Below are 13,020 nucleotides of genomic sequence, written 5' to 3'. Positions count from 1 at the left end.
TTCCCGCCATGACACAACTTGACTCCCCCGCGCCCAGCTTCTCGGGCACACCTGTCGGCGTTTCCGCGGAGGCCCCCCTACGCACTGCGTCGTCCCGGCTCGCCGGCCTCGACGGCCTTCGCGCGCTCGCGGTCACCGGCGTCCTCCTCTACCACTTCTTCCCGAACGCACTGCCCGGCGGCTTCATCGGTGTCGACGTCTTCTTCGTCATCAGCGGCTTCCTCATCACCGGACTACTCGTTTCTGAACGCGCGCGTTCCGGACGCATCTCGCTGCCGCAGTTCTGGCGCCGTCGGCTGCGCAGGCTGGTCCCTCCACTCATTCCGGTGCTGCTCGTCTGTTCCTCGGCAGCCTGGCTGATCGGCGGCGACCTCCTTGTCACGCTCGGTCGCCAGTTGGTCGGGGCACTCACATTCAGCTACAACTGGGTTTCAATCGCATCAAGCTCCAGCTATTTCAGTGCCGATGAGCCGGAGTTGTTTCGCAACCTGTGGTCGCTCGCCGTCGAAGAACAGTTCTACCTGGTCTGGCCGCTGCTTCTCGTCGCCCTTCTGCTGATCCGGCGACCCCGCATCCGTCTCACCCTTGTGCTGCTGCTCGCTGCGGCATCCGCCGTCTGGATGGGCATTCTGTTCGAGCCGGGCACTGACCCGACCCGGGTCTACTTCGGCTCTGACACGCACAGTTTCGGCCTTGCTATCGGTGCCGCACTCGCGTTGATACTTCAGCGCCCGGCCGACCCCACTGCCGAACTCCCTCGTCTGCGTCCCTGGCTGGGGCTCGGCGCGGTGATCGCCCTGGTCGGTTTGTCGATCTGGATGCCGTCTGAGAGCGCGTTCACCTATCGCGGCGGCCTCGCGATCGTCGCGCTGCTCACGGCTCTCGTGATCTGGGCCAGCGTGCGTCCCGGGCGCTTCGGAACTCGACTCGATAGCGCACCGCTTCGCTACCTGGGAACGCGCTCGTACTCGATCTACCTCTGGCACTGGCCCATACTGGTGCTGCTGCAGCTCGTGTGGCCCACGCACGGTGCAACGGAAGACCTTGCCCGGGTCATTCTGGTCGGCGTTCTGGCAGCCGTTGTCACCCTCCTGGCCGCTGAAGGCTCCTACCGCTGGGTTGAACAGCCGGTACGCCGGTTCGGCTTCCGCGGCGCTTTACGGCAGCTGGCTGCACGTCGGCATCTGTCGCGGGTCGACCGGCAGATCGTCATCGGAAGTCTCCTCGTCGCAGTTCTGTTCTGTGCCGGAACGGGCGCTGCCCTGCTGACCGCGCCGTCACTGACGAGCGCCCAAGCGGCGATCGCGCGCGGGGAAGCCGCGATGAAGGCGGCCGCAGCCAGCGCAGCCGAGGCTGCCCAGAGAGCAGACTCCGTCACCATTCCACTCCGCGCCCACGACGCCACGGTTCTTCCCGCCGGCGAGCGGATGACGGCCGTCGGCGACTCTGTCATGTTGGCATCCGCCCCCGAGTTGCAGGCAGCATTTCCCGGTATCGTGATCGACGCCGCGGTGTCGCGCGGCATGGGTGCGGCCCCCGACATCATCGACAGCCTCAAGCAGGCCGATCAGTTACGCCCGATCGTCGTGGTCGGACTCGGTACGAATGGCCCCATCGATTCGGACGATCTGGAGCGCATCCAGTCCACCATCGGTCCGACGCGCCAACTCATCGTCATCAATGCCTTCGCCGAGCGACACTGGACGCAGGGGGTCAACCAGACCCTCGCCGACTTCTCGGCGCACAGCCCCCGCATTGAACTCGCCGATTGGTCGACCGCGATCGCACCACACACGGATGTGCTCGCCGACGACAACATCCACCCCGGCCCGACCGGTGGTCGCATCTATGCGGACTGCATCGCGGAGGCCCTGCAGCGTCTCGAAAACCTTCCCCCGGCGCAGCAGCCGGGTCCGAATCGCCTCTTACTGCTCCCGTAACTCCAGTTCGCAGTATCACGGCAACGAGCCCTCCCCGACGCCCCGCGCGCCAAGCCAGCCGTAGGCGCCGCTTCGTGGGCTGGGGAGCGGCACCGGGCCTCCATGGGCGCAGCCCATGGAGCGGCGCCTACGGCACCCCCAAGACCAGCTCAGCCCACCCAACAGACAACAGCAAACACAAAAAAAGGGCCCGACCGAAGTCGGGCCCTTCTGCAATGAAACTGGTGTTACTTGGCTTCCTCAGCGTCAGCCTCGGCAACAACCTCGGCCTCGGCCGGAGCAGCGTCGGCTTCAACGGCCTCAGCCTCGGGAGCCTCAACGGGCTCCTCGACGACCTCGGCAGCAGGCTCGGCAACGGCAGCCTTGGCAGCCGTGGCCTTCGCCGACTTGACCTTCGGGGTCACGGGCTCGAGAACGAGCTCGATCTGAACCATCGAGGCGTTGTCGCCCTTACGGAAACCGAGCTTGGTGATGCGGGTGTAGCCGCCCTCACGCTCGGCGACCAGCGGTGCGATCTCGGTGAAGAGCTCGTGCACGACTGACTTGTCGCCGATCGTACGCATCACGCGACGACGTGCGTGCAGGTCGCCCTGCTTTGCAAACGTGATCAGTCGCTCGGCGACGGGACGCAGGCGCTTGGCCTTGGTCTCGGTCGTCTTGATCGACTTGTGCGTGATGAGGGCAGCTGCCAGGTTGGCAAGCATGAGGCGCTCGTGCGCCGGTCCACCGCCGAGGCGGGGTCCCTTAGTGGGTGTAGGCATTTTAGTCTTTCTCTAGTTTCAAAAATAGAAAGGCAGTCGGGCGACAGGCCTTAGACGGTCTCTTCGTCGTAGCCGCTGTAGAAGTGAGCGCCATCGAATCCAGGAACGGAGTCCTTGAGCGACAGTCCCAGCTCGACGAGCTTGTCCTTGACCTCATCCACCGACTTCTGACCGAAGTTGCGAATGTTCATGAGCTGCGTCTCCGACAGGGCGACGAGTTCACTGACGTTGTTGATGCCCTCGCGCTTGAGGCAGTTGTACGAACGTACCGACAGGTCGAGGTCTTCGATCGGAATCGACAGCTCACCCGGCAGCACGGCGTCAACCGGCGCCGGGCCGATTTCGATGCCTTCTGCAGCCGTGTTCAGCTCGCGGGCCAGACCGAACAGCTCGGTCAGGGTGCGACCAGCAGATGCGATGGCGTCGCGAGGCGTGATCGCCGACTTGGTCTCCACGTCAACGACCAGGCGGTCGAAGTCGGTGCGCTCACCGGCACGAGTTGCCTCGACACGGTAGGTCACCTTGAGCACGGGCGAGTAAATGGAGTCGACGGGAATCTGGCCGGCTTCTGCATACTCTGCACGGTTCTGGGTGGCCGACACGTAGCCACGGCCACGCTCGATGGTCAGTTCAAGTTCGAACTTGGCCTTGTCGTTGAGCGTTGCGATAACCAGCTCGGGGTTGTGCACCTCGACACCGGCCGGAGCCGAGATGTCAGCGGCGGTAACCTGGCCCGAACCCTGCTTGCGCAGGTACGCGGTGATCGGTTCGTCGTGCTCGCTCGAGACGACGAGTCCCTTGATGTTCAGGATGATCTCAGTGACATCTTCCTTGACACCCGGAACGGTGCTGAACTCGTGAAGCACGCCATCGATGCGGATGCTGGTGACAGCAGCGCCGGGGATCGACGAGAGCAGAGTGCGGCGAAGCGAGTTACCGAGGGTGTAGCCAAAGCCGGGTTCCAGGGGCTCGATCACGAAACGTGAACGGAACTCCGAGATGTTCTCTTCGGTAAGCGTTGGACGCTGTGCAATAAGCACTATTGATTCCTTTCGGCTAAGTGTCCGCTATATGACACTTCTGTAGCGAGGTTTTAAATTGTTGTCCAAGTGCGCTGTCTCGACCCGACGAAGGCCGAGACAGCGAACTTGTCGTGCTGAACGGGCAGGCTCCGAAGGGCCCGCCCGGTCAGCGAAAGGAATTAAACGCGACGACGCTTCGGCGGGCGGCAACCGTTGTGCGCCTGCGGGGTGACATCGTTGATCGAGCCGACCTCGAGGCCAGCGGCCTGAAGCGAACGGATCGCCGTCTCGCGACCGGAACCCGGTCCCTTGACGAAGACGTCAACCTTTTTCATGCCGTGCTCCTGCGCCTGGCGGGCGGCCGACTCGGCTGCCAGCTGTGCGGCGAACGGGGTCGACTTACGTGAACCCTTGAAGCCAACTCCACCTGACGATGCCCAGCTGATTACCGCACCCGTGGTGTCGGTGATCGAGACGATCGTGTTGTTGAAGGTGCTCTTGATGTGGGCCTGGCCCACAGCAATGTTCTTCTTTTCTTTCTTACGCGGCTTCCGTGCGGCCGACTTGGGTGCTGCCATGAATTTCTCCTGAATCCTAAGAGGGTGCTGCTAGGCCGAGGCCTAGCGCGCCTTCTTCTTGCCGGCTACGGTGCGCTTCGGGCCCTTGCGGGTGCGCGCGTTGGTCTTGGTGCGCTGTCCGCGAACGGGCAGGCCCTTGCGGTGACGAATACCTTCGTAGCTACCGATCTCGACCTTGCGGCGGATGTCAGCGGCGACCTCACGGCGGAGGTCACCCTCAACCTTGAAAGTACCTTCGACGTAGTCGCGCAGTGCGACCAGCTGGTCGTCGGTCAGATCCTTGACGCGGATGTTTCCGTCGATTTCAGTGTCGGCGAGGGTCTTGAGGGCCCTCGTACGGCCAACACCGTAAATGTAAGTGAGTGCAACTTCCACGCGCTTGTCGCGGGGAATGTCAACGCCTGCTAGACGTGCCATTTGGCTTCTCCTGTGAGTGAGTGGAGGTCTGTAGCAAATCCTGTGCACCGGCCTCCAACCGATGGTGTCTCCCGAAGGATCCCGGACTTGCTAGTTCTGTATTCAGTTGTAGGTGCGGATCCGATCAGACGACACACCGGTCACCCGGTGATCGAGGAGGTCGAAACCTAGCCCTGGCGCTGCTTGTGACGCGGGTTCTCGCAGATGACCATCACGTTGCCGTTGCGGCGGATGACCTTGCATTTGTCGCAGATCTTCTTAACGCTGGGGTTGACCTTCATGGTGATTCCTTATAAATCGCTGTCTTCGTACCCGCAGAATGCCGCGGGCCGTTACTTACAGCAGCCGATTGTACGAGCGAGCTCTACTTGTAGCGGTAGACGATCCGGCCGCGGGTCAGATCGTATGGGCTCAGCTCAACGATCACGCGGTCCTCGGGGAGGATGCGGATGTAGTGCTGACGCATCTTGCCCGAAATGTGGGCAAGGACTTTGTGGCCGTTGGTCAACTCAACGCGAAACATCGCATTGGGAAGAGCTTCGACTACTGCGCCTTCGATTTCGATGACACCGTCTTTTTTCGCCATTTACTCACTGTCGCTCAATATATTGGTTGCTGGTCATGCGTGGATGTGGCGAAAAGCGCAGACCGCGAGGGGCAAAGCAAGACACCAAGGATCAATCTTATGCTATGGATGCCGCTTAAGCCAACCCGGAGCCGAGACACACAGCCGCCGTCAGAAGGTGGATGCTGCGGCCGCGGTTGCCGCGCGCGCCGAAGCAGCCCCGTCTGCGGCCAACGCAATGGCAGCCAACTGTCTCGCTTGCTCGAGGGAGTAACCGGCCAAGCTGGAACGCACGTCGGCGAGGGCCGACGCCGACATCGACAGGCTCGTTGCCCCGAGCCCCACCAGCACGACGGCGAGAAGTGGGTCCGCTGCGGCCTCCCCGCAGACGCCAATGGGCTTTCCGAGTGCGGCGCCAGCCGCGCCGGTCGCCCCAACAAGCCGCAAGACAGCCGGATGCCACGGATCCTGATAGGAGGCAACCGAGCCCAGCATCCGATCGGCAGCCAAAGTGTATTGCGTGAGGTCGTTAGTACCGATCGAGGCGAAGTCCGCACAGGCCAGCACCCGGTCGGCCAAGAGCGCGACCGCCGGAATCTCGACCATGATGCCCGCGGTCTTCAGCCCGAGCGAGTGAGCGAGATCGACGAAGTATCGGGTCTCTTCGACCGTCGCCACCATGGGCGCCATGACCCACAGATCGGCGTCAGTCGCCGCATCCGCGTTGGCGAGCGCTGTGAGCTGATCCCGCAGGATCCCCTCAGCCGCGCGCAGGGAGCGCAAGCCACGCATTCCGAGCGCCGGATTCTCTTCGTCAGCGTCGTTGAGAAAGGCGAGCGGCTTGTCGGCGCCGGCGTCGAGCGCCCGCACGACGACCTTCTTGCCCGCAAACTCACGCAGCATCCGTTCGTACTCAACCTGCTGGGCGCCCACGGATGGCGCACTCGTCGCGTCAAGAAAAAGGAACTCGGTGCGAAATAGTCCAACGCCTTCCGCGCCGAGTGCAGCTGCCTTCGCCGCACCATCCGCATTGCCCAGATTGGCGAGAAGCGGGATATGGGTGCCATCGGAAAGCAGCCCGGGGCCGACTGGGGCGGCTGCGCGTGCAGCGCGTTCCGCGATCCGCGTCAGCGCGGCTGACTTCGCCTCGTCGGACGGCGTGGTGACGACGACGCTGCGTGCGGCATCGAGAATCACCTCATCGCCGTCGACCAATGACGTCGCGCCGGCCGCACCGACGATGGCGACGAGCGATTTCTCGCGCGCAAGAATCGCCGTGTGCGACGTCGGTCCCCCGCTGCTGGTGATGAGACCGAGCACCAGGTCGAGGTTGAGCAGTACGGTGTCGGCAGGCGCCAAATCACGCGCGACGAGGATGAAAGGTTCGCGCGATTCCGGAACGCCGGAGGGTGCTGCGCCGGCCAGATGTGCGATGACGCGCTGGGACAGATCATCGAGATCTGCTGCTCGTTCTGCCATGTAACCGCCGAGCCCGTGCAGCGTGTCGCGGAATGCGGCGAATGCCTCGAACGTGGCGCGCTCCGCAGTCTTCCCCCGGGAAAGTCTCGCGGTGATGTCCGCAACCAGCGCGGGATCCTCGGCCATCATGGCTTGCGCTTCGAGCACGTCCTGCGCCGCGCCGCCTGCGGCTTGGCCCCGCACCCCAAGCTCAGCGGCAACCGCACTCAGGGCTTGTGCGGCCCGCACCGATTCTTCCGCGGGCTGACGCAGACTCAGCCGGTCGGCGGGTTCCGGTTGCGGGTCAGGCATCCTCAGGATGCGTCCGACGGCCACACCCTGGCCAATCCCGATCCCCTGAATTTCCATCACGGTTCCTTTGTGAGTTGAACGCCCCTGCCCGCTGTCACCCTAGCGCGAAGCGTCGGAACGACCAGTGCGCCCTGTCCCCCGATTCGGTCAATAGCGCACTCTCAGGAATGACCTTTGACAGGACATCCGTGCGGCTCGTTAAGGAATCGGTACCGGAGTCACGCCGAGCGGCGCGAGCGCTGCCGCCCCGCCGTCAACGGCGGTCAGTACCCAAATTCCGTCCTTATGCACGGCGATGCTGTGCTCCCAGTGCGCGGCTGGAGCACCGTCAACGGTGGCAACGGTCCAGTCGTCGTCTCGCGTAAAGGTGTCGATCGATCCGGCCACCACCATCGGCTCAATTGCGACGACCAAACCTGGCTTCACATCGGGCCCCTTCGGGCGCACGCGGTAGTTGAACACAGGCGGGTCCTCATGCATCGAGCGACCAATACCGTGACCCACATAGTCGGTCAAAATTCCGTAGTCGCCCTGCGACTCCACATAGTCTTCAATCGCCTCGCCCACCTCGTTGAGGTGACGCGCGCGTGCCAGCCGTGCGATTCCGACCCAGAGGGACTGCTCGGTCACGTCCGAGAGCTTCTGTCGTTGCGCAACGATCGCCGCTCTCGCCGGATCTGTATCGGGAACCACCATGCTGAATGCGGCATCGCCGTTCCAACCGTCGATGATCGCACCGCTATCAATTGAAACCAGGTCGCCCGGCTCGAGTACACGCGAGTTCGGGATGCCGTGCACCACGTCATCATTCACCGACGCGCACACCGTGTGCCGGTACCCGGGCTCCAGCTTGAAGTTGGAGGCCCCGCCGCGCGCAATGATCGCGGCTTCGGCCGCCGCATCCACCTCGAGGGTGGTCACACCCGCACGGATCATCGCGCGAGCAGCATCGAGTGATGCAGCGGTCGCAAGACCGGGTGCCACCATCAAACGCAGCTGCGCCGGAGTCTTGTAGATCGACTTGCGAAGCATCGACATCAGTACCCTACTTCGTTCAGGCTGCCACGGTGATACCGTGCGCAGCCAGTGCGGCGCGAACCCGTTCGCTGACCTCGTCGACTGTTCCGAGACCGTCGACTGGGGCGACGAGCCCCCGGGCCTGATAGGCCGCAATCAGCGGTTCAGTCTGCTCCAGGTACACGTCTTGACGGTGACGAATCACGTCTTCCGTGTCATCCGCACGGCCCTGTTCGGCCGCACGCTTCAGCAGTCGTGCAACTACCTCGTCTTTGTCAGCAACCAGCTGCACGACGGCGTCGAGCTGTTTGCCGGCTTCACCGAGGATACGGTCAAGCTCGACGACCTGATCAGCCGTGCGCGGGTAGCCATCGAGCAGAAAGCCCTCGCGGGCATCGTCCTGCTGCAGGCGGTCCGCCACGATGGCGTTGGTCAGCGAGTCGGGAACGTATCCTCCGCCCGCGACGAGTTCCTGCACCTGCAGGCCAAGCGGTGTTCCAGCCTTGATATTGGCCCGGAAGATGTCGCCGGTCGAGATCGCCGGGATTCCGAGTGCGGCAGCAAGAATCTCGGCCTGAGTGCCTTTGCCGGCCCCGGGAGGGCCGACGATCAAAAGTCGGCTCATCGCAGAAGCCCTTCGTAGTGGCGCTGCTGCAGTTGCGAGTCAATCTGCTTGACCGTCTCGAGACCGACTCCGACGATGATCAGGATGCTGGCGCCACCGAACGGGAAGTTCTGGTCGGCACCGAGAATCGAGAACGCAACGAGCGGAATCAACGCGATCAGGCCGAGATAGAGCGAACCAGGGAGCGTGACGCGAGTCAGCACATAGTCCAGGTACTCAGCAGTCGGGCGTCCGGCACGGATGCCGGGGATGAATCCGCCGTACTTCTTCATGTTGTCTGCGACCTCTTCAGGGTTGAAGGTGATCGCGACATAGAAGTACGTGAAGCCGATAATGAGCAGGAAGTAGAACGCCATGTACAGCGGCTGGTCACCACCGGTCAGGTTGTTGGTGACCCAGACAACCCAGGCTGCGGGCTCCTTGCCGGCGGCCGGCTGGTTGAACTGCGCGATCAGTGCCGGCAGATAGAGAAGTGAGGAGGCGAAGATCACGGGAATCACGCCGGCCATATTGACCTTGATCGGAATGTAGGTGTTGTTGCCCCCGTAGGTGCGTCGCCCGACCATGCGCTTCGCATATTGAACAGGGATGCGCCGCTGTGACTGCTCGACGAAGACGACGGCAACGACGATCAGAATACCGATCACGAGGACGATGGCCAGAACGTCCCAGCCCTTCTGCGTACCAATGGCTCCGAGAGAGTTCGGGAAACGGGCGGCAATCGACGTGAAAATCAAGAGGGACATGCCGTTACCGATACCACGTTCGGTGATGAGCTCACCCATCCACATGATGACGCCGGTACCGGCGGTCATGGTGATCACCATCAGCATGATGGCGTACCAGGCGTCGTTGGTGATCAGCTGGGTGCACTCGGTGCTGCCGGAGGACCCGAACAGGGCACCGCTGCGGGCCACCGTGATCAGAGTCGTCGACTGCAGAATGCCAAGGGCGATCGTGAGGTAACGCGTGTACTGGGTCAGCGTGCTCTGACCAGACGCACCCTCTTTGTAGAGAGTGTCGAAGTGAGGGATGACCACACGCAGCAACTGGACGATGATCGATGCCGTGATGTACGGCATGATGCCCAGTGCGAAAACGGAGAGCTGCAGCAGTGCGCCACCGCTGAACAGGTTCACCAGCTCGTAGAGGCCACTGGTCCCCTGGTTGGCCGCGAGGCACTTCTGAACGTTACCGAAGTCCACGAATGGGGCAGGAATGAACGAGCCCAGACGGAACAGAGCAACGATACCCAGGGAAAAACCGATCTTGCGACGAAGATCGGGTGTGCGGAAGATCCGCGCAATGGCGCTAAACAAAAAAGGCCTCCAGATATTAAACGTAGGTCGAGCTTACCGGGGCCACGCCACCGAAATATTCGATAGGTGCCCCCGAGAAGCTCGACCAGCGTCTACGGACTTACTTGACTGAGCCACCTGCGGCGACGATCTTCTGCTCTGCTGAGCCGGAGACCTTGTCGACTGCAACGTTCAGCTTAACCGCAATGTCCCCGTTGCCGAGAACCTTGACCTTTTCGTTGTTACGAACGGCACCCTTTGCCACCAGGTCGGCAACGGTCACGTCGCCACCCTTCGGGTAGAGCTCGGCGAGCTTCTCCAGGTTGACAACCTGGTACTCAACGCGGAACGGGTTCTTGAACCCGCGCAGCTTCGGGGTGCGCATGTGCAGCGGCATCTGCCCACCCTCGAAGCCGATACGAACGGTGTAGCGGGCCTTGGTGCCCTTGGTGCCACGACCCGCGGTTTTACCCTTGGATCCTTCACCACGGCCAACGCGCTGCTTCGGCTTCTTCGAACCGGGAGCGGGGCGAAGGTGGTGCACCTTCAGCACGTGCTCGCGCTTCTCGGGAGCCTCGGCGACAGCAGCCTTCTTCGGGGCAGCGGCAGCCTTGGCAGCCGGAGCCTTCTTGGCGGCCGGAGCCTTCTTCTCTGCGGCGGGCTTGGTTGCCGTCTTCGCGACGGCTTCCTTCTCGTCAGCCATTAGTCAATCTCCTCGACCTTCACCAGGTGAGCAACCGTCTTGACGTAGCCACGGTTCTGCGAGTTGTCCTCGCGGATCGTGACGGCGCCAATGCGACGCAGACCCAGGCTGCGAAGCGTGTCGCGCTGGTTCTGCTTCTCACTAATTTTGGACTTGATCTGCGTAATCTTCAGCTGGGCCATTAGGCACCTGCCTTTGCTGTCGCGGCGGCTGCTGCTGCATCCGCGTCGGCACGCAGGAAGCGGGCCGGAGCCACGTCTTCATAGGGGAGGCCACGACGAGCTGCGACGGCGCGCGGCTCCTCGAGCTGGTGAAGAGCCTCGACCGTTGCGTGAACGATGTTGATGGTGTTCGACGAACCGAGCGACTTGCTCAGCACGTCGTGGATGCCTGCACACTCGAGTACGGCGCGAACCGGACCACCGGCGATAACACCGGTACCGGCAGCGGCCGGACGAAGCAGCACAACGCCGGCTGCAGCCTCACCCTGGACGGGGTGCGGGATGGTCAGGCCGATGCGCGGAACGCGGAAGAAGTTCTTCTTCGCTTCCTCGACACCCTTGGAGATAGCGGTCGGGACCTCGCGGGCCTTACCGTATCCGACGCCGACCAGGCCGTTGCCATCGCCGACGACGACGAGAGCGGTGAAGCTGAAGCGACGACCACCCTTGACGACCTTCGACACGCGGTTGATGGTGACAACGCGCTCCAGGAACTGGCTCTTCTCCGCGTCGCGGCTTCCGCGATCACGGTTCGGGTTGCGCTCACGACCGCCGCGGCGAGCCTCACGAGGCTCGTTCTGCGGGGGTGCGGTTGACGCAGCAGTCTCGACGGGTGCCTCTGCAGCCACCTCTTGCTCCTTGCTTGCTGTGTTAGCGGTTTCAGTGCTCACAGGTCCAACCCACCCTCTCGCGCGCCTTCGGCGACAGCAGCGACGCGACCCGCGTACTTGCTTCCACCGCGGTCGAATACGACCGCTTCAATTCCAGCAGCCTTTGCACGCTCGGCGACAAGTTCGCCGACCTTGCGGGCCTTGGCGGTCTTGTCACCATCGAAGGTGCGCAGACCGGTTTCGAGCGTGGACGCCGACACAAGGGTGAAACCCTTGCTGTCGTCGATGACCTGCACGAATACGTGACGGGCCGAGCGGTTGACGATCAGGCGCGGACGAACCGCGGTGCCCTCGATCTTCTTGCGCAGACGTGTGTGCCTACGACCGCGGGCAGCTGACTTGCTCTTACCTCTAGTTCCGAGACCCATGGTTACTTACCACTCTTTCCGGCCTTGCGGCGAACAATCTCGCCGGCGTAACGCACACCCTTGCCCTTGTAGGGCTCTGGCTTGCGAATCTTACGGATGTTGGCGGCTACTTCACCGACGGCCTGCTTGTCGATACCAGCGACCGTGAGCTTGGTGTTGCCATCAACGGTCAGGCTGATGCCTGCGGGCGGGTCGACGGTAACCGGGTGCGAGAAGCCGAGAGCGAACTCAACGGAGCTGCCCTTCTGCGTGACGCGGTAACCGGTACCAACGATTTCGAGGCCCTTGGTGTAGCCCTGGGTCACACCAATGATCTGGTTGTGGATCAGGGTACGGGTCAGGCCGTGAAGCGAACGCGATGAGCGCTCGTCGTCCGGACGGGTGACCAGAACCTGGGCATCCTCAATCTTGACCTCGATGGGCTTGGCGACGGTGAGCGTGAGCTCGCCCTTCGGGCCCTTGACGGAGACGAGCTGGCCGTCAGCCGATACGGTGACCCCGGCAGGGATCTCGATGGGCATTCTTCCAATACGTGACATTGTCGGCTACCACACGTAGGCGAGAACTTCTCCGCCTACGCCCTTCTTCTCTGCCTGGCGGTCGGTAAGCAGACCGCTGGAGGTGGACAGGATGGCAACGCCGAGGCCGCCGAGAACCGTGGGGATCTCGGTCGACTTTGCGTACACGCGCAGACCGGGCTTGGAAACCCGCTTGATGCCGACGATAGAACGTTCGCGGTTGGGACCGAACTTCAGGTTCAACGTGAGGGTCTGGCCGACCGTTGCGTCCTTGACGTCCCAGGCGGAGATGTATCCCTGAGCCTTGAGGATCTCAGCGATGTTCGCTTTGAGCTTGCTGTGCGGCATAGACACGGTGTCGTGGTACGCCGAGTTAGCGTTGCGCAGTCTGGTCAGCATGTCTGCGACCGGATCTGTCATTGTCATTATGTGGTGCCTTTCTCGCTTGGTTTCGTGCAGCCGTTACACGGCTGACGACCTTCGCGGTGGAGGGGCCGGACGGTTGTCCGGCCCCCGGGGGTGAAACTAGATCAAGCAGGGTAAAGC

The 13,020-nt window shown here is 62.7% G+C and carries 17 protein-coding genes; 1 reads left to right on the top strand and 16 read right to left on the bottom strand.

The window, feature by feature from the left end; genetic code table 11:
- Positions 1–8 precede the first annotated feature (8 nt).
- The gene (locus tag HNR05_RS16700; protein WP_179580159.1) at positions 9–1,940 is read left to right on the top strand and encodes an acyltransferase family protein; all 1,932 of its coding nucleotides are present in this window, start codon (positions 9–11) and stop codon (positions 1,938–1,940) included.
- Between the two features lie 227 nt (positions 1,941–2,167).
- On the opposite strand, the gene rplQ is transcribed toward HNR05_RS16700, so the two are convergent.
- The 16 genes from rplQ to rpsH form a co-directional block, all read right to left on the bottom strand.
- On the bottom strand, positions 2,168–2,701 hold the full coding sequence (gene rplQ / locus HNR05_RS16695; protein ID WP_179580158.1) for a 50S ribosomal protein L17: 534 nt from the start codon (positions 2,699–2,701) through the stop codon (positions 2,168–2,170).
- Positions 2,702–2,751: 50 nt separating this feature from the next.
- On the bottom strand, positions 2,752–3,741 hold the full coding sequence (locus tag HNR05_RS16690; protein WP_179580157.1) for a DNA-directed RNA polymerase subunit alpha: 990 nt from the start codon (positions 3,739–3,741) through the stop codon (positions 2,752–2,754).
- A 161-nt stretch (positions 3,742–3,902) separates the two neighbouring features.
- Positions 3,903–4,301 (bottom strand): 30S ribosomal protein S11, encoded by a 399-nt coding sequence (rpsK, locus tag HNR05_RS16685; protein ID WP_018191944.1) that lies wholly within the window; start codon positions 4,299–4,301, stop codon positions 3,903–3,905.
- Positions 4,302–4,343: 42 nt separating this feature from the next.
- Positions 4,344–4,718: a 30S ribosomal protein S13 gene (rpsM, locus tag HNR05_RS16680; RefSeq protein ID WP_179580156.1), complete on the bottom strand. Its 375-nt coding sequence runs from the start codon at positions 4,716–4,718 to the stop codon at positions 4,344–4,346.
- A gap of 167 nt (positions 4,719–4,885) precedes the next feature.
- Complete coding sequence (rpmJ, locus tag HNR05_RS16675; protein ID WP_022883251.1) at positions 4,886–4,999, bottom strand: 50S ribosomal protein L36; 114 nt, start codon at positions 4,997–4,999, stop codon at positions 4,886–4,888.
- Between the two features lie 83 nt (positions 5,000–5,082).
- A complete protein-coding gene (gene infA / locus HNR05_RS16670; protein WP_022883252.1) occupies positions 5,083–5,304 on the bottom strand; it encodes a translation initiation factor IF-1 in 222 nt (73 codons plus the stop codon).
- 150 nt (positions 5,305–5,454) lie between these two features.
- Positions 5,455–7,110, bottom strand: coding sequence for a phosphoenolpyruvate--protein phosphotransferase (gene ptsP / locus HNR05_RS16665; protein ID WP_179580155.1), 1,656 nt, complete (start codon positions 7,108–7,110; stop codon positions 5,455–5,457).
- Between the two features lie 141 nt (positions 7,111–7,251).
- Positions 7,252–8,091 carry a type I methionyl aminopeptidase gene (gene map, locus HNR05_RS16660; protein WP_179580154.1) on the bottom strand — a complete coding sequence of 280 codons (840 nt, stop codon included), beginning with the start codon at positions 8,089–8,091 and terminating at the stop codon, positions 7,252–7,254.
- A 16-nt stretch (positions 8,092–8,107) separates the two neighbouring features.
- On the bottom strand, positions 8,108–8,695 hold the full coding sequence (locus HNR05_RS16655) for an adenylate kinase (protein ID WP_179580153.1): 588 nt from the start codon (positions 8,693–8,695) through the stop codon (positions 8,108–8,110).
- Positions 8,692–10,014, bottom strand: coding sequence for a preprotein translocase subunit SecY (gene secY / locus HNR05_RS16650; protein WP_179580152.1), 1,323 nt, complete (start codon positions 10,012–10,014; stop codon positions 8,692–8,694). Before secY ends, HNR05_RS16655 begins: the two co-directional genes overlap by 4 nt.
- A gap of 100 nt (positions 10,015–10,114) precedes the next feature.
- Positions 10,115–10,696, bottom strand: a complete 582-nt coding sequence (rplO, locus tag HNR05_RS16645) for a 50S ribosomal protein L15 (protein WP_179580151.1) — start codon at positions 10,694–10,696, stop codon at positions 10,115–10,117.
- Positions 10,696–10,878, bottom strand: a complete 183-nt coding sequence (rpmD, locus tag HNR05_RS16640; protein ID WP_179580150.1) for a 50S ribosomal protein L30 — start codon at positions 10,876–10,878, stop codon at positions 10,696–10,698. Before rpmD ends, rplO begins: the two co-directional genes overlap by 1 nt.
- Positions 10,878–11,546: a 30S ribosomal protein S5 gene (gene rpsE, locus HNR05_RS16635; protein WP_179580149.1), complete on the bottom strand. Its 669-nt coding sequence runs from the start codon at positions 11,544–11,546 to the stop codon at positions 10,878–10,880. The genes rpmD and rpsE overlap by 1 nt, the downstream gene beginning before the upstream one ends.
- A 38-nt stretch (positions 11,547–11,584) precedes the next feature.
- On the bottom strand, positions 11,585–11,956 hold the full coding sequence (rplR, locus tag HNR05_RS16630) for a 50S ribosomal protein L18 (RefSeq protein WP_179580148.1): 372 nt from the start codon (positions 11,954–11,956) through the stop codon (positions 11,585–11,587).
- Positions 11,957–11,958: 2 nt separating this feature from the next.
- A complete protein-coding gene (gene rplF / locus HNR05_RS16625; protein ID WP_179580147.1) occupies positions 11,959–12,495 on the bottom strand; it encodes a 50S ribosomal protein L6 in 537 nt (178 codons plus the stop codon).
- Between the two features lie 6 nt (positions 12,496–12,501).
- Positions 12,502–12,900, bottom strand: a complete 399-nt coding sequence (gene rpsH, locus HNR05_RS16620) for a 30S ribosomal protein S8 (protein WP_179580146.1) — start codon at positions 12,898–12,900, stop codon at positions 12,502–12,504.
- Positions 12,901–13,020: the final 120 nt, after the last annotated feature.

The organism is Leifsonia psychrotolerans (genome assembly GCF_013410665.1).
GTDB lineage: Bacteria > Actinomycetota > Actinomycetes > Actinomycetales > Microbacteriaceae > Cryobacterium > Cryobacterium psychrotolerans_A.
Note: the sequence above shows the minus strand (reverse complement) of the source record. Positions and strands in the feature narration are given on the sequence as shown.